The sequence below is a fragment of the Streptomyces sp. DH12 genome (assembly GCF_020873895.1).
In the GTDB taxonomy this organism is placed as follows: Bacteria; Actinomycetota; Actinomycetes; order Streptomycetales; family Streptomycetaceae; genus Streptomyces.
This window is the reverse complement of the sequence record NZ_JAHWGT010000003.1, coordinates 71760-91477: the sequence shown is the minus strand read 5'-3', so window position 1 is coordinate 91477 and position 19718 is coordinate 71760. Positions and strand designations below refer to the sequence as shown.

General features: G+C 76.4%; 15 protein-coding genes. 2 read left to right on the top strand and 13 right to left on the bottom strand.

The features are described 5' to 3' along the window. Positions 1-113: 113 nt before the first annotated feature. From LPA54_RS03590 to LPA54_RS03580, 3 genes are all read right to left on the bottom strand, one after another. Positions 114-629 (bottom strand): O-acetyl-ADP-ribose deacetylase, encoded by a 516-nt coding sequence (locus LPA54_RS03590; RefSeq protein WP_228973624.1) that lies wholly within the window; start codon positions 627-629, stop codon positions 114-116. A gap of 28 nt (positions 630-657) precedes the next feature. Then, entirely contained in the window at positions 658-2079 is a 1422-nt protein-coding gene (locus LPA54_RS03585) for an NAD(P)/FAD-dependent oxidoreductase (RefSeq protein WP_228973622.1), read from the bottom strand. A gap of 157 nt (positions 2080-2236) precedes the next feature. After that, a complete protein-coding gene (locus LPA54_RS03580; protein WP_228973620.1) occupies positions 2237-3070 on the bottom strand; it encodes an inositol monophosphatase family protein in 834 nt (277 codons plus the stop codon). Between the two features lie 218 nt (positions 3071-3288). On the opposite strand from LPA54_RS03580, the gene LPA54_RS03575 reads away from it, so the two are divergent. Further along, positions 3289-7917 carry a hypothetical protein gene (locus tag LPA54_RS03575; RefSeq protein WP_228973618.1) on the top strand — a complete coding sequence of 1543 codons (4629 nt, stop codon included), beginning with the start codon at positions 3289-3291 and terminating at the stop codon, positions 7915-7917. On the opposite strand, the gene LPA54_RS03570 is transcribed toward LPA54_RS03575, so the two are convergent. Next, the gene (locus tag LPA54_RS03570) at positions 7889-9325 is read right to left on the bottom strand and encodes an amidase (RefSeq protein ID WP_228973616.1); all 1437 of its coding nucleotides are present in this window, start codon (positions 9323-9325) and stop codon (positions 7889-7891) included. The two genes, LPA54_RS03575 and LPA54_RS03570, sit on opposite strands and share 29 nt — an antisense overlap. Before the next feature lie 346 nt (positions 9326-9671). Between LPA54_RS03570 and LPA54_RS03565 the strand changes: the two genes are divergently transcribed. Next, on the top strand, positions 9672-10577 hold the full coding sequence (locus tag LPA54_RS03565) for a polysaccharide pyruvyl transferase family protein (protein ID WP_228973614.1): 906 nt from the start codon (positions 9672-9674) through the stop codon (positions 10575-10577). A gap of 177 nt (positions 10578-10754) precedes the next feature. Here LPA54_RS03565 and LPA54_RS03560 read toward each other — a convergent pair whose 3' ends face one another. The 9 genes from LPA54_RS03560 to ggt form a co-directional block, all read right to left on the bottom strand. After that, a complete protein-coding gene (locus tag LPA54_RS03560) occupies positions 10755-10931 on the bottom strand; it encodes a hypothetical protein (RefSeq protein ID WP_228973612.1) in 177 nt (58 codons plus the stop codon). A gap of 67 nt (positions 10932-10998) precedes the next feature. Beyond that, a complete protein-coding gene (locus LPA54_RS03555) occupies positions 10999-11190 on the bottom strand; it encodes a hypothetical protein (protein ID WP_228973610.1) in 192 nt (63 codons plus the stop codon). 156 nt (positions 11191-11346) lie between these two features. After that, complete coding sequence (locus LPA54_RS03550) at positions 11347-12075, bottom strand: DUF6766 family protein (RefSeq protein ID WP_228973608.1); 729 nt, start codon at positions 12073-12075, stop codon at positions 11347-11349. Positions 12076-12161: 86 nt separating this feature from the next. After that, positions 12162-12548, bottom strand: a complete 387-nt coding sequence (locus LPA54_RS03545) for a hypothetical protein (RefSeq protein WP_228973607.1) — start codon at positions 12546-12548, stop codon at positions 12162-12164. A 400-nt stretch (positions 12549-12948) separates the two neighbouring features. After that, entirely contained in the window at positions 12949-13950 is a 1002-nt protein-coding gene (locus LPA54_RS03540; RefSeq protein WP_228973605.1) for a TIGR03842 family LLM class F420-dependent oxidoreductase, read from the bottom strand. Between the two features lie 11 nt (positions 13951-13961). Continuing rightward, a complete protein-coding gene (gene hydA / locus LPA54_RS03535) occupies positions 13962-15365 on the bottom strand; it encodes a dihydropyrimidinase (RefSeq protein ID WP_228973602.1) in 1404 nt (467 codons plus the stop codon). Positions 15366-15399: 34 nt separating this feature from the next. After that, on the bottom strand, positions 15400-16614 hold the full coding sequence (locus LPA54_RS03530; protein ID WP_228973928.1) for an aspartate aminotransferase family protein: 1215 nt from the start codon (positions 16612-16614) through the stop codon (positions 15400-15402). 83 nt (positions 16615-16697) lie between these two features. Continuing rightward, on the bottom strand, positions 16698-17540 hold the full coding sequence (locus tag LPA54_RS03525; RefSeq protein WP_228973600.1) for a nitrilase-related carbon-nitrogen hydrolase: 843 nt from the start codon (positions 17538-17540) through the stop codon (positions 16698-16700). 325 nt (positions 17541-17865) lie between these two features. Further along, a complete protein-coding gene (gene ggt, locus LPA54_RS03520) occupies positions 17866-19686 on the bottom strand; it encodes a gamma-glutamyltransferase (RefSeq protein ID WP_228973598.1) in 1821 nt (606 codons plus the stop codon). Positions 19687-19718: the final 32 nt, after the last annotated feature.

Here is a 19718-nt window from a genome sequence, read left to right as displayed (position 1 = left end):
CCCCGCCCCGACCGCGCGCCCACCGGGCTCGTCCCACGCCGGGCTCGTACCGCCGGGGGTCGTCGGGCCGGCGGCGGTCGGGCCGGCGGCTCCCGGGGGGGGCGGTGGCGCGGTCAGCGCACCCGCGCGGCGAACACCTCGTACGCCGCTTCGTCGTGGAGGACGAGGACGACCTCCTCCACGGCGGTCCTCGCGGCCCGCACCGCCGCCACGGCGATGCGGGCCGCGTCGTCCATCGGCCAGCCGTAGACGCCGGTGGAGACGGCGGGGAACGCCACCGTGCGGGCGCCCAGCGCGTCCGCGACGCGCAGCGACTCCCGGTAGCAGGAGGCGAGGAGGGAGGAGCGGTCCTCCTCGGCGGAGAAGACCGGTCCGACGGTGTGGATGACCCAGCGGGCCGGGAGCCGTCCGGCGGTGGTGGCCACCGCCTGACCGGTGGCGAGGCCCCGGCCGTACCGCGAGGCGCGCAGCCGGCGGCACTCGGCGAGGATCTCCGGGCCGCCCGCCCGGTGGATCGCGCCGTCGACTCCCCCGCCACCCAGCAGCGAGGAGTTGGCCGCGTTGACGACGGCGTCGACGCTCTGGCGGGTGATGTCGCCGAGGACGAGGGACAGGGACGGTGCGGTCATGGCCTCATCCTGTCACCCGCCCCCGTCCTCAGCGGGGCGCGCGCCGCAGGTGCCGCCAGACCGCCTTGGCGGCGTTGTGGCCGGACATGCCGTGGACGCCGGGGCCCGGCGGGGTGGCGGACGAGCAGAGGAACACCGCGGGGTGCGGCGTGTTGTACGGGAACGCCGTCAGCCGCGGGCGCAGCAGGAGTTGCAGGCCGGTGGCGGCGCCGCAGGCGATGTCGCCGCCGACGTAGTTGGCGTTGTGCGCGGCCAGTTGCGGCGGGCCGGCGGTGGCGCGGGCGAGCACCAGGTCGCGGAAGCCCGGCGCGAAGCGTTCGATCTGCCGCTCGATCGCGTCCGTGAGGTCTCCCCGCCAGCCGTTGGGGACGTGTCCGTACGCCCAGAAGACGTGCTTGCCGGCCGGGGCGCGGCCCGGGTCGGCCACGCTCGGCTGGGCGGTGATCAGGAAGGGCGCCTCGGGGGCCGTGCCGCGGGAGACGCCGCGCAGGGCGGAGGCGATGTCGCGGCTGCCGGGCCCGATCTGGACGGTGCCGGCCCGGCGGGGCTCCTCGGCGGTCCAGGGGACGGGGCCGTCCAGCGCGTAGTCGATCTTGAAGACGGAGGCGCCGTAGCGGTAGCCGTCGTAGTGGCCGCCCAGTCCGGCGATGCGGGCGAGGGCCGTGGGGGAGGTGTCGAAGACGTAGGCGCGGGCCGGCGGCAGGTCGTCCAGCCGCTTGACCTCGTACTCCGTGTGGATCGCGCCGCCGTGCTCCCGCACGAGGCCGGCCAGGGCGTCGGAGATCGCCTGGGAGCCGCCGCGCGGCAGCGGCCAGCCGTTGGCGTGCGCGGCGAGGGCGAAGACGAGGCCGATCGCCCCGGTCGCCGGCCCGTCGAGGGGTGCGATGACATGCGCGACGAGACCCGCGAAGAGGGCGCGGGCCCGGTCGTCGCGGAAGCGGCGCATCAGCCACGTCGACGGGGGCAGGCCGGCCAGGCCGAAGCGGGCGAGGGTGACCGGGTCGCGGGGCAGGGCGGTCAGGGGCAGGGACATGAAGTCCCGGGCGAGCGCGTCCCACCGGCCCGCGAACGGCGCGACCAGGCGCCGGTAGGCCCCGGCGTCGCGCGGCCCGAACGACGCGGCCGTCTCCGCGACGGACCGGGACAGCACGGCGGCCGTGCCGTCGTCGAAGGGGTGCGCCATGGGGAGCGGCGCGTGGAGCCACTCCAACCCGTGGCGGTCCAGCGGCATGGCGCGGAAGGCGGGCGAACCGATGCCCAGCGGGTGGACCGCGGAGCACGGGTCGTGCCGGAAGCCGGGCAGGGTCAGCTCCTGGGTGCGCGCTCCGCCGCCGATGGTGTCCTTCGCCTCGAACACGGCTACGGAGAAGCCGCGGCGGGCCAGTTCGGCCGCGGCGGTCAGCCCGTTGGGGCCCGCCCCCACGACGACGGCATCGAGCATCGACGGCACGTTCGCACTCCTTCGTCTGCCGGCGGCCTGAACAGTCAGGATAGGCACCGCGGAGGGCCGCTCGGCGCGCAGGCCCGCTCGCTGCGGAGGGCCGCGCCCCGCGAGGAGGGCCGCTTCCCGTGGAGGGCCGCTCACCGGGCGCGGTGGCCCACCGCGGTCACTGCGGGCGCAGGAGGGACCTGACCCGTGCCGCCGTCGCCGCGTCCCGGGCACACGTGAACGGCAGCGTGTTGCCGCCCGTGACCCGGAACGGGGCGTCGCCGACCGTGACATGGGCCCCGCCGGCCTCCTCGACCAGGAGCAGCCCCGCCGCGTGGTCCCAGGCGTACTCCCAGGTGAACGCGACGGCGTCGCAGTCGCCGCGCGCCACCGACAGGTACGCGAGGCCCGCCGATCCGCAGGGCCGGGGCTCCACACCCGCCACGCGCAGGCCGGCGATGGCGCGCGCCTGCGCGGGCGTGGCGTAGTCGGGGTGGGCCGTGGACACGCGCAGGGGCGCCCCGGGCGCGGGCGAACCCGCCCGCAGCTCCGCGCCGTTCAGCCGGGCGCCGCGGCCGCGCACCGCCACCGCCGTCTCGCCGAGCGCCGGCGCGTGCGTCCAGGACGCCAGCAGCCGCCCGTGCCGGGCGAGGGCGACGAGGGTGCAGAAGCCGGGCTCGCCCCGGACGAACTGGCGGGTGCCGTCGACCGGGTCGACGATCCACACCGGGGCGTCGCCGCGCACGGCGTCGTACCGGCCCGGGTCGGCGTGGACGCCCTCCTCGCCGACCACCACGGAGCCGGGCAGCAGCGCCGTCAGGGACTCCGTCAGCCGGAGTTCGGCGGCCCGGTCCGCGACCGTCACCAGGTCGTGCGGGCCGGCCTTCTCGTCCACCTCGTGCGCGGCGAGCCGCCGCCAGCGAGGCGTCACCTCCTCGGCCGCGGCGGCGAGGACCGCCTCACCGGCGGCGGACAGGAACGCGGTGTCGTCCAGCAGGTCGTCGTCGATCATGCGTCCATCACACCACGGCCCGCCGACACTCCGGGTTCCGCGGCGTGACGCGCGGGGACGCCGGCGGCCTCGGGCGCCACCCCGCGTTCCCCCGGCGTTCGCCACGACGCGCGGCCGGGGCGCGGGGCGTCCCCGCTTCCCCGCGTCCCCGCCGGCCGGGGCGCGGATCGGGGACCCGGGCGCGGCGCTTGTCGGTGGCGGCTGCCAGGATCGCCGCCATGGTCACGAACGCCGCCCCTGCGCTCCCCGCGAAGCCGCACACGTCCGCCGTCTACGTCGACTGGGTACGCGCCCACGACCCGGGCGCGGAGCCGGCGGCCGTCGCCCTGCTGGAGGAGGTGCGGGCCGGCCTCGGCCGGGCGCGGGAGAAGCCCGGGCGGTTCCTGGAGGCGATGGAGGCCCGGGCCCGGCGGCTGCCGCCCGCGCACCTGCCCTGGTTCTGGGACACGGTGGCGCACCGGCTGTGCGGCACGAGCGAGCGATACGCGGGCCGCGCGTACGCCCTGGCGCGGAAAGCGGAGCGGGAGCACACCCTGCCGGCGGACCCCGCGTGGCGGACGGGGAACGTGCTGCTGCTCGCCGCGCGGGGCGCGCTGCCCGCCAAGGAGCTGAGCGAGCACCAGCGGTGGCTGGCGCGGACGCTGGAGCCCGCGGAGGCGCACGAGCAGTACCTGCGGGTCCTCACCGCCTGGGCGGCCTCCCCCGGCGAGCTCCCCGCCGACCTGGCGCGGCGGGTGCGCGCGTCGGCGCGCGCCGCCGGCCTCGACACGGCGGAGGACGCCCGCGTACTGGCACGGATCGTCGGCGGGGCGCGCGGCAGGGCGGTGCCGGACGCGCTGCTGGACGCGGTCGCCGGGCTGCTGGCCGAGCACCCCCAGGACGACGCGGTCCACGCTCCGCTGGTCGACCTGTTCCCGGACTCGCGAGGTGACGCGTCGTCCTGGCTGCGGCTGCTCCTGCGGTCCGGGGCCGCCGACGCCGTGGCGGCCGGGCGGGTGGTGCCCGAGGGTGGCGCCGCCGCCTGGCTGGGCGGGTACGCGCGCCTGTACGGGCACGGACGGCGGGGCGGGGGCGTGTACCGGCAGCCCATGCCGCAGGAGCTGTTCGCGCTGGTGGCCCGGTGGGCGCCGCTGCTGCGCGCGGCCGGGGTTCCGGTGCGTGTCCACGAGGACCGGTACGGCTACCCGGGCCTGGACGCCGACCTCCTGGACGCCTGCCTGGCCGAGGGGATCGCGGTGGAGGACCCGGGTGACGCGGTCCGGCTTGAGTTCTGGGGCGACCGGTCGCGGCGCGACCTGCGGGCGCTCGCCGCGGACCCGGTCTTCGGGCGGCGCCTGGAGGGCACCGTCCACGCCGGGTTGCGCGGCGGCGGTACCGCGATCACGCGTCTGCCGGAGAACGCGGGCATCGCGGCCGAGGTGCACGCGCGGGTCGAGGCGCTGCTGGCGGAGGCGCTCGGCGGTGGCGTCGCGGCCGCCGACGAGGCGGTGGACGAGCTGGCGAAGCTGCTCGACCGGCCCACGGCCACGGCCCTGGAGGGCGTCGAGGAGGCCCTCGCGGCGGTGGACCTCGTGGGTCCGCTGGGGCGGGCGCTGCGCGCGGGGCTTCCCGAGGAGCTGGGCTGGCCCGCCCTGGACGAGGCGGTGGCGGAGTTCGGGCCGGGCGGGGTGCGCGGCGTGACGAGCACATGGCCGGTGCTCACCGTGTACGGCGCGGACCGGGCCGTCGCGGTGGACCACGCAGGGCGGCGCGGCGCGTGCGCGTTCCGGGTGCCCGAGGGCGCGACGCTGCACGTCGTGCACTTCGTGGGCGGTTCGTTCCAGGTCGCCTGGACGGACGAGGAGCGCGGCTCCTTCGCCACGCACGCCTTCTGGGCGGACCGGCCCGACGACGTCTTCGTCCCGGAGCACCGCACCGGCCTGCGCCCGTTCGACGGGATCATCGACGGCGCGTTCGGCTTCCAGTTCGCCACGCCGGACGGCGGCGGCCGGCACGACGGCAGCCGGGTGCTGCGGCCCGGTGGCCGGGAGGGCGTCGACTGCCGGGAGCTCCAGATGAGCGACGGCACCCGGTTCTGGAGCGCCCGGGTGTACGGGGACGACTGGCGGCGCGTCGACCCGGCGACCGAGGAGCGCGGCGGCGACCGGGAACTGCCCGCGTTCCACCGCGACGGCGACGTGCCGCCGGGCCTGGCGCTCCACGCGGACGCCCTCACCCTGGCGGCTCTGCCGGAGGGCGCGCCCGCCTCGCCGCTGGGCCAGGACGGGCGGCTGGTGGGCTGCCGGGTGCTGCACCGCACGCCGTACGCGGGGCCGTCGCCGACGGACTTCCTGCTGGAGGGCGTCGACGGGCGCCGCGCCCGGTTCCGCGCCCGGCAGCCGGGCCGCCACCCGTGGGGCGTGCTGCGGATGCCGGCGGGCGGCGAGGACGCGGTCCTGGTGCAGCCGGACGACGTACGGGTGCACGCGGTGGAGGACGGCTCGCTGCTGTGGGAGGCGCACGGCTTCCCGGGCGGTGAACGGAACCGGTGGCGCAAGCCGTCCGGGCACGCCGTGGGCCCCCTCCCCCCGCCCGCCTTCTGGCACTTCCTGCGCCCCAGGGACGAGGCGTCGTCCCGGGCGCTGCGGGCGGCCGGCGGCGACGCCGCGCGAGCCCTCCTCGCCGCTGCCGGCGGCCTGACCGGTGACGACGCCGCGCGAGCGGTGCGGGCCGAGGCGGCACGTGTGCTGCCCGGGGTGGCGGAGCCCCGCGTCGTGGCGGGCGTGGTGCGCGTCGTGCTGCTCGCCGCCGGGGCGCTGCGGCGGCGGGAGGAGCTGTCGCGGCGAGTGGGCGTCATGCGGTCCGGGCCGGTGGTGTCGCTGCCGGAGCCGGTACCGGACACGGTGCTGGTGCCCGCGCTGTACGGGCTGCTGCCCGAGCTGCGGCCGTTCGAGGCGCACACGGCCCGCCCGCAGCCCGCGACGCTGACGTCGGTCGCGGCGGACGGGCGCCACCTGCGCGGGGAGATCGACGACGGGACGCGGCGCCTGGCCCTGCCGGCGGAGCCCGCCGAGTGGGCGGCGCTGGCCGGTTCGATCGACGCGGTGGTCTGGCGGGCGGTGGTCGCCACCACGCCGGAGGAGGAGCGGCGGGCGCTCGCGGCGCTGCTGGAGGTGTGGAGCGGGCAGCCGTTCGCGGAGCGGGAGGGCCGGTGGCGTACCGGCCGGGCGTCGCAGGAGGCGGTGGTGGCGTGCCGCGCGGCGGGCGGAGTGCTCGCCTCGGGCGCGGAGCGCGGCGGCACGGCGCGGTTCCTCCAGCGGGAGGACGAGCCCGCGCCGTCGGGGGCCGAGGAGACGGTGACGTTCACCGTCGGGAGGGACGACGCCGGGCGTCTGCGGCGGCTGCCGGAGCCGGTGGGCGCGCACGGCCCGCTGACCGTGCCGCCCGAGGCCGTCGACGCCTTCGCGCGGCGGACCGGCGTGCGGCGCGCGGTGGCGGCGCTCGTCCTAGGGGGGCTGCCGCGCCGCGAGCGGTACGACGACGACCGGCGCATGCTGCGCGGCAGGCCCTACCGGGCCTCGAAGGCGGCCGTCGACGAGTACGTGTCGCTGTGGCACCGGCTCGGGTGGCGCGGGCGCCTCGCGGTGCTCGCCGCGGGCGTCCCCGACGACCCGGCCGAGCTGTGGGCCGACGGCGGGGCGGTCGCCGCCGCCGAGCGCATGGCGGAGGTGTGGGCCCGCCTGCTGGGGACGACGGAGTACGTCGACGAGGAGGCCGCGGCGGCGCTGGAGGAGGGCCTCGGCCTGGGCGCGGCGTGGGCGCGCAGCCTGGTGTCGGGTGAGCCGCCCGAGGGGGTGGCCGGTCTCTCCGGCGCCGGGTGCGTCCTCGCGGCGGGCCCCCGGGGCGGCCTCCGGGTCCACGAGGCGACCGCGGAGGGGGCGGCGGGGGCGTGGCTGACGACCTCGGGGCTGCCGGACGAGCGGCTCGTCTCGCTGGTGGTGTGGGCGCTGTGCGAGCGGCCGGTCGGCGATCCGTCCGCCGGGGCCGCGGCCGCGTTCCACGGGCGGCTGCGCCGGCTGCTGGACGACCCGCGCACGCTGGCCCCGCTCTTCGGGTGGAGCCGGCTCGCGGAGGCGCTGGCCGGGGACCCGGGCGCGCAGGTGTACACGGGTCCCGTGCTCCCCTGTGCGCAGCCCCGGCTCCCGGACGCCGTCGCGACGACCGGGGTGTACGACGACGGGGTGTTCGTGGTCGCCGCACCCGGCGGCGACGCGTTCCTCAGGACGGCCGCGCTGGGCGACCCGGAGAAGACGGAGCGCGCGCTGCGGCGCTGCGGGGAGTTGGGGCTGACGTGGGTGGCGGAGCGGATCGGGCTGCTGCGCGAGGTGCGCGACGGCGGGGTGGCCCGCATGGTGGCGCGGGCCGCCTCGACGCCGGTGCCGCCCGGGGGGTACGAGGCGAATCCGGCGCTCAGCGTGCCCGACCTCGTCGCGGTGGCCGCCGCGGAGCTCGGGGTGGGCCCGGACGCGGCGGCGCTGTACCTGCAGCTCCTGACGCTCGCCCGTCCCACCGACCGCAACGTCCGCCGCTGGAACGGCTGGACGGCCGCCCGGCACGAGGCGGCCCGCGAGGAGCTGGTCGCCGCGGGCGTGGTCGAGACCGGCCGGCGGGCGCGGGCCGGGCGGACCGTGTTCGTCCCGGGGCCGTGGACCGACCTGAAGGCCCCCGAGCTGCCCCTGGAGACCGCGAAGCTGGCCTCGTACGGGGCGTCCGTCTCCCCTCGGCGGGTGTCGGCGGCGTGGCTGCGGCTGCTGCCCGTGGCGCCGCCGCACGAGCTGTTCAGCCGGGCGTGGGCGGCGCGCCCGTAGCGGGCGCCGGCGGGCGGCGCTCGTACCAGCGCAGGTCGTCCTCCAGCTGGGCGGCGAGGGAGACGAGCCGTTCCTCGCCGCCCCCGGGGCCGAGCAGTTGGGCGCCGACGGGCAGGCCGTCGGCGGTGAGGCCGGCGGGGACGCTGACGGCGGGCCAGCCGAGGACGTTCCACGGCCAGGCGTAGGGGCAGGCCGCGGCGATGGCCAGGTCGGTGCGCCACCCGGGCAGCCCGTCGAAGGCGCCGATCCTCGGGGGCGGCGCGGCCGTCGTGGGGGTGAGGACGACGTCGTACGCGGTGAACAGCGCGCCGATCCTGCGGTGCTGGCGCGGTTCGAGGGCGCGGGCGGCGCGCAGGAGCCGGCCGCCGAGCCGGTGCCCGGTACGGGCGGCGCCGCGGGTGCGCGGGTCGAGGAGGGCCGGGTCGGGGTGGCGGTCGGCGTACGCCGCTATGCCGGCGGCGGCGCGGGGCAGGAAGCCCAGCCCGACGAGGCCGTAGTCGGGGCGGGCTTCCTCCACGGTGTGCCCGAGCCGGGCGAGGGTCTCGGCGAGCGCGGTGACCGCGCGGCGCACCCCGGGGTGCAGGGGCGCGCGGGTGCCGGTGAACGGCGGCTGCCAGGCCAGGGCGATCCGCAGGCGGCCCGGGTCGCGGCGGGCGGCGGCGGACGCGTCGAGGGCCGGCAGCCGCAGCCCCTCCCGGGGGTGGGCGCCGGAGGCGGCGTCGAGCAGCAGCGCGGCGTCGGCGACGGTGCGGGCGAGGGGCCCGTTGACGGTGAGGCCCTCGAAGCAGTCGTCGTACGGGTGGACGGAGACGCGGCCGCGCTGCGGTTTGATGCCGACGAGGTGGGTCCAGGCGGCGGGGATGCGGATCGAACCGGCGCCGTCCGAGCCGAGGGCGGCAGGCACCAGCCCGGCGGCGACGGCCGCCGCCGACCCGCCGGACGAGCCGCCCGGCGTGTGCGCGGGGTCCCAGGGGTTGCGGGTGGCGCCGAAGGCGGGCCCCTCGGTGAACGGCCACTGGCCCAGTTCGCAGGAGTTGGTCTTGCCGACGACGATCGCCCCGGCGGCGCGCAGCCGGCGTACGGCCTCCCCGTCGGAGGCGGCCGGCGGGATGTCCCCCGCGCATCCGAACCGGGTCGGCAGCCCGGCGACGTCGGTGTCGTCCTTGACGGCCACGGGCACGCCGAGGAGCGGCGCGCGCTCCCCCGCCGCGAGGCGCCGGTCGGCGGCCTCCGCGTCGGCGAGGGCCGCGTCGGCGCGGACGCAGCGGAAGGCGTTGAGGGTGTCGCGGCTCGCGTCGATCCGGTCGAGCGAGGCCCCCACGAGGGCGGTCGAGGTGACCCCGCCCTCCCGCAGGAGCCGTGCCTGCTCCACCAACCCGAGGTCCGCCACCGCCGCGTGAGGGGTCATACCGCCGGAGCCTACTGGCGCGTAACCCTCGTGTCAGGGGGGTCGGCGGCCACCGTCACGGTGTGCCGGCCACCCCACCGGGCGCCGGCCCCGACGCGCGCGGCTTCGGCCCTCGCCGGGCCCGGCCCCGTCTTCCGTCCCCACGGATCCGCCGTTCGGGGGCGCGGGCGCGGAACGCCCGCCCCGCCGGGCCGCACCGGGCCGCCGCGGCGGCGCGGATCGTACCGTCCCCCCGACGCCTGCGCGCGCTGCGGACGGCCACCGGGGACGGCCCGTGTCGGCCGGGCAGGACCGGGTAGTCGCCGCGGCGGGGGACGTCCGGAACAGGCGCGCGGGAAGGTCTGCCATGAGTCGGATCCTGCTCACCGGCTGGTTCAGCTTCTTCCACGGCGAGGTCACCGCCGGTGACGAACTGGCGCTGCGCCGGGTCGCGGAGCTGCTCGACCGCTGGGGCCATCCCCACGACACGGCGTGGAGTCGCGGGTACCGGCCCGACGACCTGCACCTCGACGAGGTCTCGCCGCAGCGGTACCGGACCCTGCTGTTCGTCTGCGGCCCGCTGCACGGGCCGCAGGTCGAGGAGTTGCACCACCGGTTCTCGCACTGCACCCGCATCGCCGTCGGGACGAGCGTCATCGACCCGCGGTCGCCCGCCGTGACCGGCTTCCACCACGTCCTGGCCCGCAGCGGCGGCCACGGCCCGCCGTCGGTCGACCTGGCCGCCTCGGCCGCGGAGCGGCCCCCACCGCCCGTGGCGGGGGTCGTCCTCACGCACGGGCAGCGGGAGTACGGGGCCCGCCGCAGGCACGACGAGGTCACGGACGGCGTCCGGCGGTGGCTGGGGCGGCGGGACATCGCGCACGTACCCCTGGACACCCGCCTCGCCCACGACGACCCGCACCACTTCCGTACGCCGGAGCAGCTCCTGAGCGTCCTGGCCCGGCTCGACGTGGTGGTCACCAACCGGCTGCACGGGCTGGTCCTGGCCCTGCGCGCGGGCACGCCCGCCGTCGCGGTCGACCCGGTCCGCGGCGGTGCGAAGGTCACCGCGCAGGCACGGGCGTGCCGGTGGCCCGCCCTGGTGCCGGCGGACGCGGTGGACGACGCCACCCTCGACCACTGGTGGGCGTGGTGCCTCGGCGAGGGCCGCCTCCGGGCGGCCGAAAGCCGCAGGCGGTTCCTGGAGGCCCCGGAACGCCGGCTCACCGACCCGCTCCTCGGGCTGCTGGAGGCAGGCCCCGGCGACGGGTGAACGCGCGGGACCCGGGCGAGGGGCCGGTCATGGCCGACCTCGGCGTGCTCCCCGACAGGCGGGGAGCAGCGGTCGCCCCGAGGAGGAGCGGCGGCGCCCGGGACGGCGCGCAGCACTCGCAGCCGCGCGGACTTGCGCCGCGCGGCTGCGAGGGGAGCCCGACAGAGGGCCGGGGCGTCAGGCCCCGTCGTCGTCCCGCACGTCGTCCGGGGTGAGGCCGGCCTCCTCGATGGCCTCGCGCATGGTGCGCCCGGTGGCGCCGTTGTCCTGCCCGGTGGACGCGGGGTCGCCGGGCGTCTGGACGACATCGTCGGTGGACGTCGTCTTGGGGCGGTTCTCCTCCGGAACGGTCACGGTCTCTCCTTGCGGGCGAGGGCCCCGGCCGGGGCCTCCGCCGGTACTCGGCGGGTCGGGGACGGGATCAGGCCGGGTGGTCGGGCTGCTGCTCGGGAGGCGTGCCGCCGCCCTTGCCGCCGCCCTTGTTCCCGCGGTCCGTGCCGTGGGCGCGGCCACCGGAACCGGTGGGCTCGGCGGCCTTGAGGGCCTGGCTGTCCTCGGGGGTGCCGGCCCCCTTGTCGTTGCGTCGCAGCTCGGGCTGTTGCGGATTCGGCATCGGCGCCGCTCCTTTCAGGAGGTCCTCCACGGTGTGTCGATCATTCGGGTAGCCGCGCCGGCCGGGTGCGAAACACGCAGGTTGCGACCGTTACGCGGACGACCGGCATCGGCGGAAGGCGGGGCTCCGGAGCGGGGGGTCGGAGTGGGAGCCGTTTCAGCCTTCCACGCCCGTGGCGGAGTGGGGGGCGCCGACGGGCTTGGACTCCGGTGATCCGCGCTGCCTCAGGTAGATGGCGAGCACCGCCATGGACGCGACCGCCAGCAGCTCGGACTGCCAGTTCTGCAGCGTTCGGCTCCAGAAGTCCGCGGAGGAGACGTAGTGGGCCCACGTCGTGGGCCCCTCCAGGCGACGCAGCTGCTCCTCGTTGTAGGCGGCGACGCCGGTGATGGACTGGGCCAGCCACGACAGCAGGAAGACGGTCCCCATGACGAGTCCCAGCGAGCGGGAGAAGACGGTTCCGCGCCAGTCCCTGTGCCGGGCCCAACGGGGCGAGTCCTTCCTGGCGTGCTCCCCGACCTTCTGGTCCTCGTCGGACTCGGTGCCGGCCTTGTCGAGCTCCTTGGACTCCGGTGACCCTCGCTGCACGAGCCAGACGGTGCCGAAGATGTACAGGAAGAACTGCAGGTACTCCGACTGCCAGTTCTCGGTGACGTCGACGGCGAAGTCCGACGAGGTGACGTAGGCACCGAGGCCGACGGGGGCCATCCCGTCGCCGGTCAGCTGGTTGTTGAACTGCGCGTGCCCCGCCACGGCCTGGCCGACCAGAGCGACGAGGAACAGGGCCAGGAAGGCCAGCCCGAGGCCGTTGTCGCGCAGGAAGCGCCGTACGCGGCGCCGGCCCGGCGTCAGGTGCCCGTCCGCTCGCCCTTCGGTGCCGCTCATCGGTGCATCAGCCCCAGGGCCGTGAAGTAGGCGAGCCCGACGGCGATGATCAGCAGGGTCCCGACGAACATGGTCCTCATGGCTCCTCACCCTCCTTTGACCGCGCACCGGTGGGGCCGCTCCGGGCGTGGCACGCATCCGGCGGCCGTCACCTTCCAGCCGGCGGGGAAGCGCGCCAGGAACAAGGTGTCCCGCTCCAGCACCACGCGGGCCTGGTCGCCGTAGACGTCGACTCCCTGTACGGCGCCCGCCGCGGGGACCTCCCGCTCGGCGATCGCCCGGCCGATGGCCCGCTCGCAGCGGCTCTCGGCCGTGTGCTCCAGCTCCTCCCTGGTCGCCGGCGCGAGCGCAGCGCAGAGCTGCTCGTGCCGCCCGGCGCCCAGGGCCTGCTGGAAACGGGTGACTTCCGAGGTCACCTCGTCACGCCGCTCGGGCAGCGTGCCGCAGGCGCCGATCGAGACCAGGACCGCCACCACCCCGGCCCCCCGCCCGAACCACCGTCCTCGCACTGTGCCTCCCGCGCGGTCTGGGCGGACAGGGCATCCACCGCCTTGATCAAGGACGTGCAGCTACCCGCTCATGGGAACCTCATGCGGAGAGGCGCGCAAACGGGGGGCCGTCCCCCGGGCGCCGTCGACACGGCGCTCCGTCACGGCCGCCCCGCGGGAGGCGGCCTCGTCGACCGGCGCGTACCGGCCGGACGGGCACCGTTGGCAGAAGGTGCTCCTGCCCGGCGCTCGCAGCCCGACCGCTACCGCCGCGTCCGCTCCGGTGGTCACCCGGCCACGAGGACACGGCCCGCTCGCCGCGCCGTCCGCGTCCCCGGGGGGCGGGTCGGCCACCGGGCCCGTCCCCCGCCGCCACGGGCGGTGCTCAGCCGGCCAGTGCCGGAATGACCTCGTCGCCGTACAGGTCGATCGTCGCCTCCTTCGCGTCGTGCATGGCGTAGACGGCGAACTGGTCGACGCCCAGGTCGCGCAGGTTCCGCAGCTTCTCGACGTGGGCGGCGGGCGGGCCCAGCAGGCAGAAGCGGTCGACGATCTCGTCGGGGACGAAGTCGGCCGACGGGTTGCCGGCGCGGCCGTGGTGGCTGTAGTCGTACCCCCGGCGTCCCTTGACGTACGCGGTGAGGGCCTCGGGCACCAGGTCCGAGTGCTCGCCGTACCGGCCGACCAGGTCGGCGACGTGGTTGCCGACCATGCCGCCGAACCAGCGGCACTGCTCCCGCGCGTGCGCCAGGTCCTCGCCCACGTACGCGGGCGCGGCGACGCAGATCGTGATCGACGCGGGGTCGCGTCCGGCGTCCTCGGCCGCCTTCCGCACCGCCCTGACCATCCACTCCGTGAGGAACGGGTCGGCGAGCTGGAGGATGAACCCGTCCGCCTTCCGCCCGGCGAGCGCCAGTGCCTTGGGGCCGTACGCCGCCATCCACACCGGCAGCCTGCCGTCCCTGATCCAGGGGATGCGCACGGGCCTGCCGTCGACGAGCGCCTCTCGGCCCTCGGCGAGGTCCCGGATGACGTCGATGGCCTCGCCGAGCCGGGCGAGCGTGTCGGGTTGCCGTCCGGCGACCCGCATCGCGGAGTCCCCCCGCCCGATCCCGCACACCGTGCGGTTGCCGTACATGTCGTTGAGGGTGGCGAAGGTGGAGGCGGTGACCTCCCAGGTGCGGGTGCCCGGGTTGGTGACCATGGGGCCGACGCGCAGCTTCGTCGTGTGTTCGAGGATCCGGCTGTAGATGACGAACGGCTCCTGCCAGAGCACGGCGGAGTCGAAGGTCCAGCCGTGCCGGAAGCCGTTGCGCTCGGCGCGCCGCATGAGCCCGACGACCTCGGAGGCGGGCGGGTCGGTCTGCAGGACGAGTCCGAAGTCCATACGGGGCCTCCTCAGGTCAGGTACTGACAGGTGGCGCGCGGGGTGTAGACGCCGTGCCCGGCGCGGCCGGTGTAGGTGCGCCGGTCGATGACCACCTCGCCGCGCGACAGGACGGTCTCGACCCGGCCGGTGACGGTGCGGCCCTCGTACGCCGAGTAGTCGACGTTCATGTGGTGGGTCCGCGCGGAGATCGTCTGGGTCGTCGCGGGGTCGTAGACGACGAGGTCGGCGTCGGCGCCCGGGGCGATGGTGCCCTTCTTCGGGTACAGGCCGAACATGCGGGCCGGGGCGGCACAGGCGATCTCGATCCAGCGGCGGCGGCTGATGTGCCCGTCGACGACCGCCTGGTGGAGGAGGTCCATGCGGTGCTCGACCCCGGGCAGGCCGTTGGGGATGCGGGAGAAGTCGCCGCGGCCCAGTTCCTTCTGGCCCTTGAAGCAGAACGGGCAGTGGTCGGTGGAGACCACCTGGAGGTCGTCGGTGCGCAGGCCCCGCCAGAGGGCGGCCTGGTGCTCCCGGGGCCTGAGGGGGGTGCTGCACACGTACTTGGCGCCCTCGAAGTCGGGCTCGGCGAGGTTGTCCGCCGACAGGAAGAGGTACTGGGGGCAGGTCTCGCCGAAGACCGGCAGGCCCAGGTCGCGGGCGGCGGCCAGCTCGGCGACGGCCTCCTCCGCCGAGACGTGCACGACGTACAGGGGGGCGCCGGCGACGCGGGCGAGCTGGACGGCGCGGTGGGTGGCCTCGGCCTCCAGGAGCGCCTTGCGTACCTCCCCGTGGTGGCGCGGGTCGGTCTCCCCGCGGGCGAGGGCCTGCTCGACGAGGACGTCGATGGCGATGCCGTTCTCGGCGTGCATCATGATCAGCCCGCCGTTGAGGGCGGAGCGCTGCATGGCGCGCAGGATGCGGCCGTCGTCGCTGTAGAAGACGCCGGGGTAGGCCATGAACAGCTTGAAGGAGGTGACGCCCTCCTCGACCAGCAGGTCCATCTCCTTGAGCGCGTGCTCGTCGACGTCGGAGAGGATCATGTGGAAGGCGTAGTCCACGGCGCACTTGCCGTCCGCCTTGGCGTGCCAGGCGTCGAGGCCCTCGCGCAGGGTGTGGCCGACGGACTGCACGGCAAAGTCGACGATGGTGGTGGTGCCGCCCCACGCGGCGGCGCGCGTGCCGGTCTCGAAGTCGTCGGAGGCGAAGGTGCCACCGAAGGGCAGCTCCATGTGGGTGTGGGCGTCGACCCCGCCGGGGATGACGTAGCGGCCGGTGGCGTCGATGGTGCGGTCGGCGGTCCAGGAGTCGGCGATGCCGCTGCCGTGGGCGGCGAGGGCGGCGACGCGGCCGTCCTCGACGAGGACGTCGGCGTGGGTCTCCTCGGCGGCGGTGATGACGAGGCCGCCGCGGACGAGGGTGCGGGTGCTCATGGCCTGGCGGCCCCCTTGCGTGCGGGTGGGTGGCTTACCGGAGGGTGTGGAGGGCCTGTTCGAGCAGGGCGGCGCCCTCCTCGGCCTCGGCGACGGTGAGGGAGAGCGGCGGGGCGACGCGCAGGACGCTGGTGTCGTGGCCGCCGCCCTTGCCGATGAGCAGTCCGCGGCCTCGGGCCGCCTCCAGGACGGCCGCGGCGGCCCGCGGGTCGGCGGCGCCGGTGTGCGGGTCGGCCAGTTCGATGCCGAGCATCAGGCCGCGGCCGCGCACCTCCCGTACCCGGTCGACGCCCGCGGCGATGGCGCGCAGCCGCTCGGCGAGGAGGCCGCCGACGCGCCGGGCGTTGCCCTGGAGGTCGTGTTCGAGCAGGTAGGTGAGGTTGGCGAGGGCGGCGGCCATGGTGACCGGGGAGCCGCCGAAGGTGGAGATGGAGTTGGCGGACAGGCAGTTCATGACCTCGGCGCGGGCGACGACCCCGCCGACGGACATGCCGTTGCCGATGCCCTTGGCGAAGGTGAGGACGTCCGGCGGGCCGGCGGCGGCGTGGGCCTGCCAGCCCCAGAAGTGCTCGCCGGTGCGGCCCCACCCGGTCTGCACCTCGTCGCTGATCCACAGGATGCCGTGCCGGCGCAGCACCTCGCGGAACGCGGCGTACAGCCCGTCGGGGGGCGAGGTGAAGCCGCCGACGCCCTGGATGGGTTCGGCGATGAGCGCGGCGATGTCGCCGGTGTGCCCGATCAGGTCCTCGAGGTCGGCGACGCAGGCGGCGGTGAAGTCCGCGTCGGAGAGGTGGGCGAAGGGGCCGCGGCCGCGGACGGCGCCGTGGACGTACAGGGTGCGCAGCGGGGAGAGCCCGGTGGCGGCCCAGGCGCGGTTGCCGGTGACGGAGACGGTGGAGAAGGAGCGGCCGTGGTAGCTGTTGCGCATCGCCAGGACCTGGTTGGTGCGGCGGTACGCGGTGGCGAGGAGGAGCGCGGTGTCGTTGGCCTCGGTGCCGGAGGTGGTGAAGAAGACGCGGGCGTCGGGGATGCCGGAGAGGGCGGCGACGCGCTCGGCGAGCTCCACCATCGGGCGGTTGAGGTACAGGGTGGAGGAGTGGATGATCCGCCCGGCCTGCTCGGCGACGGCCTTGGTGACCTCGGGGAGGGCGTGGGCGGTCATCGTGGTGAGGATGCCGCCGAAGAAGTCGAGGTAGCGGTTGCCCTCGGCATCCCAGACGTGGCGGCCCTCGCCGTGGGTGATCTCCATGGGGTCGTCGTAGTAGAGGGAGAGCCAGTCGGGCAGGACGGCCCGGTGGCGGTCGTGGAGCCGCCGGTGCGCGTGCGGGTGGTTCACGGCCGCACCAGCCCCTCGTACGCGTCGGGTCGCCGGTCGCGGTAGAACGCCCACTGCCGGCGCACCTCCTCGATGAGGTCGAAGTCGAGGTCGCGCACGAGCAGTTCGTCCTCCTTGTCGGACCCGGTGTCGCCGACGAGGCGGCCGCGCGGGTCGACGAAGTAGCTGGTGCCGTAGAAGTCGTTCTCCCCGTAGTGCTCCTGGCCGACCCGGTTGATCGCGGCGACGAAGTACTCGTTGGCGACGGCGGCCGCGGGCTGCTCCAGCCGCCACAGGTGGGCGGAGAGGCTGCGGTGGGTGGCCGACGGGTTGTACACCAGCTGCGCCCCGTTGAGGCCGAGTTGGCGCCAGCCCTCGGGGAAGTGGCGGTCGTAGCAGATGTAGACGCCGACGCGGCCGACGGCGGTGTCGAAGACGGGCCAGCCGAGGTTGCCGGGGCGGAAGTAGAACTTCTCGTAGAACCCCTTGAGCTGCGGGATGTGGTGCTTGCGGTACTTGCCGAGGTACGTGCCGTCGGCGTCGATGACGGCGGCGGTGTTGTAGTAGAGGCCCGGGCCCTCGACCTCGAAGACCGGGGCGACCAGCACCATGCCCGTCTCACGGGCGAGGTCGCGCATGCGGCTGACGGTGGGGCCGTCGGGCACGGGCTCGGCCCAGCGGTAGTGGTCGACGTCCTGTACCTGGCAGAAGTACGGGGCGTTGAACACCTCCTGGAAGCCGATCACCCGCGCTCCTTGGCGGGCGGCCTCGCGGGCGTGCTCCTCGTGTTTGGCGATCATCGATTCGGTGTCGCCTGTCCAGGATGCCTGGACGAGCGCGGCGCGCACGGTGTGGGACATGGGTTGCTCCTTCGGCACGGCGTCGACGAGCCTCTACGCACGTAGAGCGGTGCGCGTAGGAGGAGAACGTAAGCCTCGTCACATCGCGGAGCAAGACCGCCGCCGTCAACAGCGGGAGTCGATCACGTATCGCACCCAAGTGGTCCACAACGGGCGCCTTTCCGAACGCCCGCGGACGGCGGTCCGGAGGGCGTTCCGGAGGGCGGTCCGGGTGCCCGCGGACGGCGCCCGCGGACGGCGGTCCGGACGGCGGTCCGCGCCCGCGGGCCCGGGGTGCGGACCGGCCCGGAGGCGCGGGCCGCCCCGCCGGTCCCGGACGGCCGTGCTACGGCCGGCCCGCCGGGCGCACCACCATCGCCGCGCCGCCGCCGCGCCGGGTGCGCTCGGCGGCCGCCAGCCAGCGGCCGTCGGGGAGGCGCTGGATGCCGGTGGCGGCGCCGATCTCCGGGTTCTCGCGGAAGGCGTGGCCCAGCTCGGCGAGGCGGGCCCGCAGCGCACTGCGGTACAGGGCGGGTTCGAGGTCGGTGACGGGCTGGTTGCGCTGGCTGGCGCGCGGGGCGGCGATCGCGTCGACGAGCGGCAGCCGGCGGTCGACGACGCCCGTCAGGGTCTGCAGGACGGTGGTGATGATGGTCGCGCCGCCCGGGGAGCCGAGGGCCAGGACCGGCCGGTCGTGGCGGTCCAGGACGATCGTCGGGGACATGGAGGAGCGCGGCCGCTTGCCGGGGCCCGGGAGGTTGGGGTCGTGGACCGCCGGGTTCGCCGGGGCGAAGGAGAAGTCGGTCAGCTCGTTGTTGAGGAGGAAGCCGCGGCGGGGCACGGTGATGCCGCTGCCGCCGGTCGACTCGATGGTCAGGGTGTACGCGACGACGTTGCCCCACCGGTCGGCGGCCGTCAGGTGCGTGGTGTTCTCCCCCTCGTACGTCGTCGGCGCCGCCGCCGCGCCCGCCGCGCACGGCCGGGGGTCGCGCGGGTCTCCGGGGGCGAGCGGACTGGTCAGGGCCCGGTCGTCGCGGACGAGGCAGGCGCGCGCGTCGGCGAACCGCTGCGAGGTGAGCCCTTCGACCGGCACGTCCTCGAACGCCGGGTCGCCCACCCAGCGGCCGCGGTCCGCGAAGGCGATCCGGCTCGCCTCGATCAGGCGGTGCAGGTACGTCTGCCGGGAGACGCCGGCGAGGTTCCCGCGCTCCAGGATGTTGAGCGCCTCGGCGACCGTGGTGCCGCCCGAGGACGAGGGCGGCATCCCGTACACGTCGAGGCCGCGGTACTCGGTCTTCGTGGGGCGGTGCCGCAGCGTCCGGTACGCCGCGAGGTCACGGGTCGTCAGGTCGCCGGGGCGCACGGTGCGCGTCGCGCCGGCGCGCACGGGCGGCGTGCGGACGGTACGGACGATGTCGCGGGCCAGGCCGCCCCGGTAGAGCGCCGCGCCGCCGTGGCGGCCCAGCTCCTCGTAGGTGCGGGCGAGGTCGGGGTTGCGCAGGGTGGAGCCGACGGCGGGGAGGGCGCCGCCCGGCAGGAACAGCTCCGCGCTCGCCGGGAAGTCCCGGAAGCGCTCCTCGTTGTCGCGCGTCTGGGCGCGGAACGTGCCGTCCACGACGAAGCCCTCCCGGGCCAGCCGTACGGCGGGACGCAGCAGTTCCCCCAGCGGCCTGCTGCCCCAGGTGCCCAGGACGGTGTCCCAGGTGGCGGGGGTGCCGGGGGTGCCGACGCTCAGGCCGCTGGTCATGCCCTCGGTGAAGGGGATCGGCTCGCCGTCCTCCAGGAAGAGGGAGGCGTCGGCCGAGCGGGGGGCCGTCTCGCGCCCGTCGACGGTGTGGACGGAGCGGGTGCGGGCGTCGTAGTAGACGAAGTACCCGCCGCCTCCGATGCCCGCCGAGTACGGTTCGGTGACGCCGAGGGCGGCGGCGGTCGCGACGGCGGCGTCCACGGCGTTGCCGCCGCGGCGCAGGACCTCGATGCCGGCGGCGGACGCGTCGGCGTCCACGCTGGAAACGGCGCCCCCGTACCCGGCGGCGACCGCCTCCTTGACCGGCGCCGGTGGCGGCGCCGCGACGGCCGCCCCGGTCGGCGGCGCCGCACCGCCGACGGCGAGCACCGTCGCGGCGACGGCGGCGAGGGAGACGTTCCGTACGGTGGACCGACGCATGCGGGCTCCTCCAGTCAACGGCCGTCCGCGCA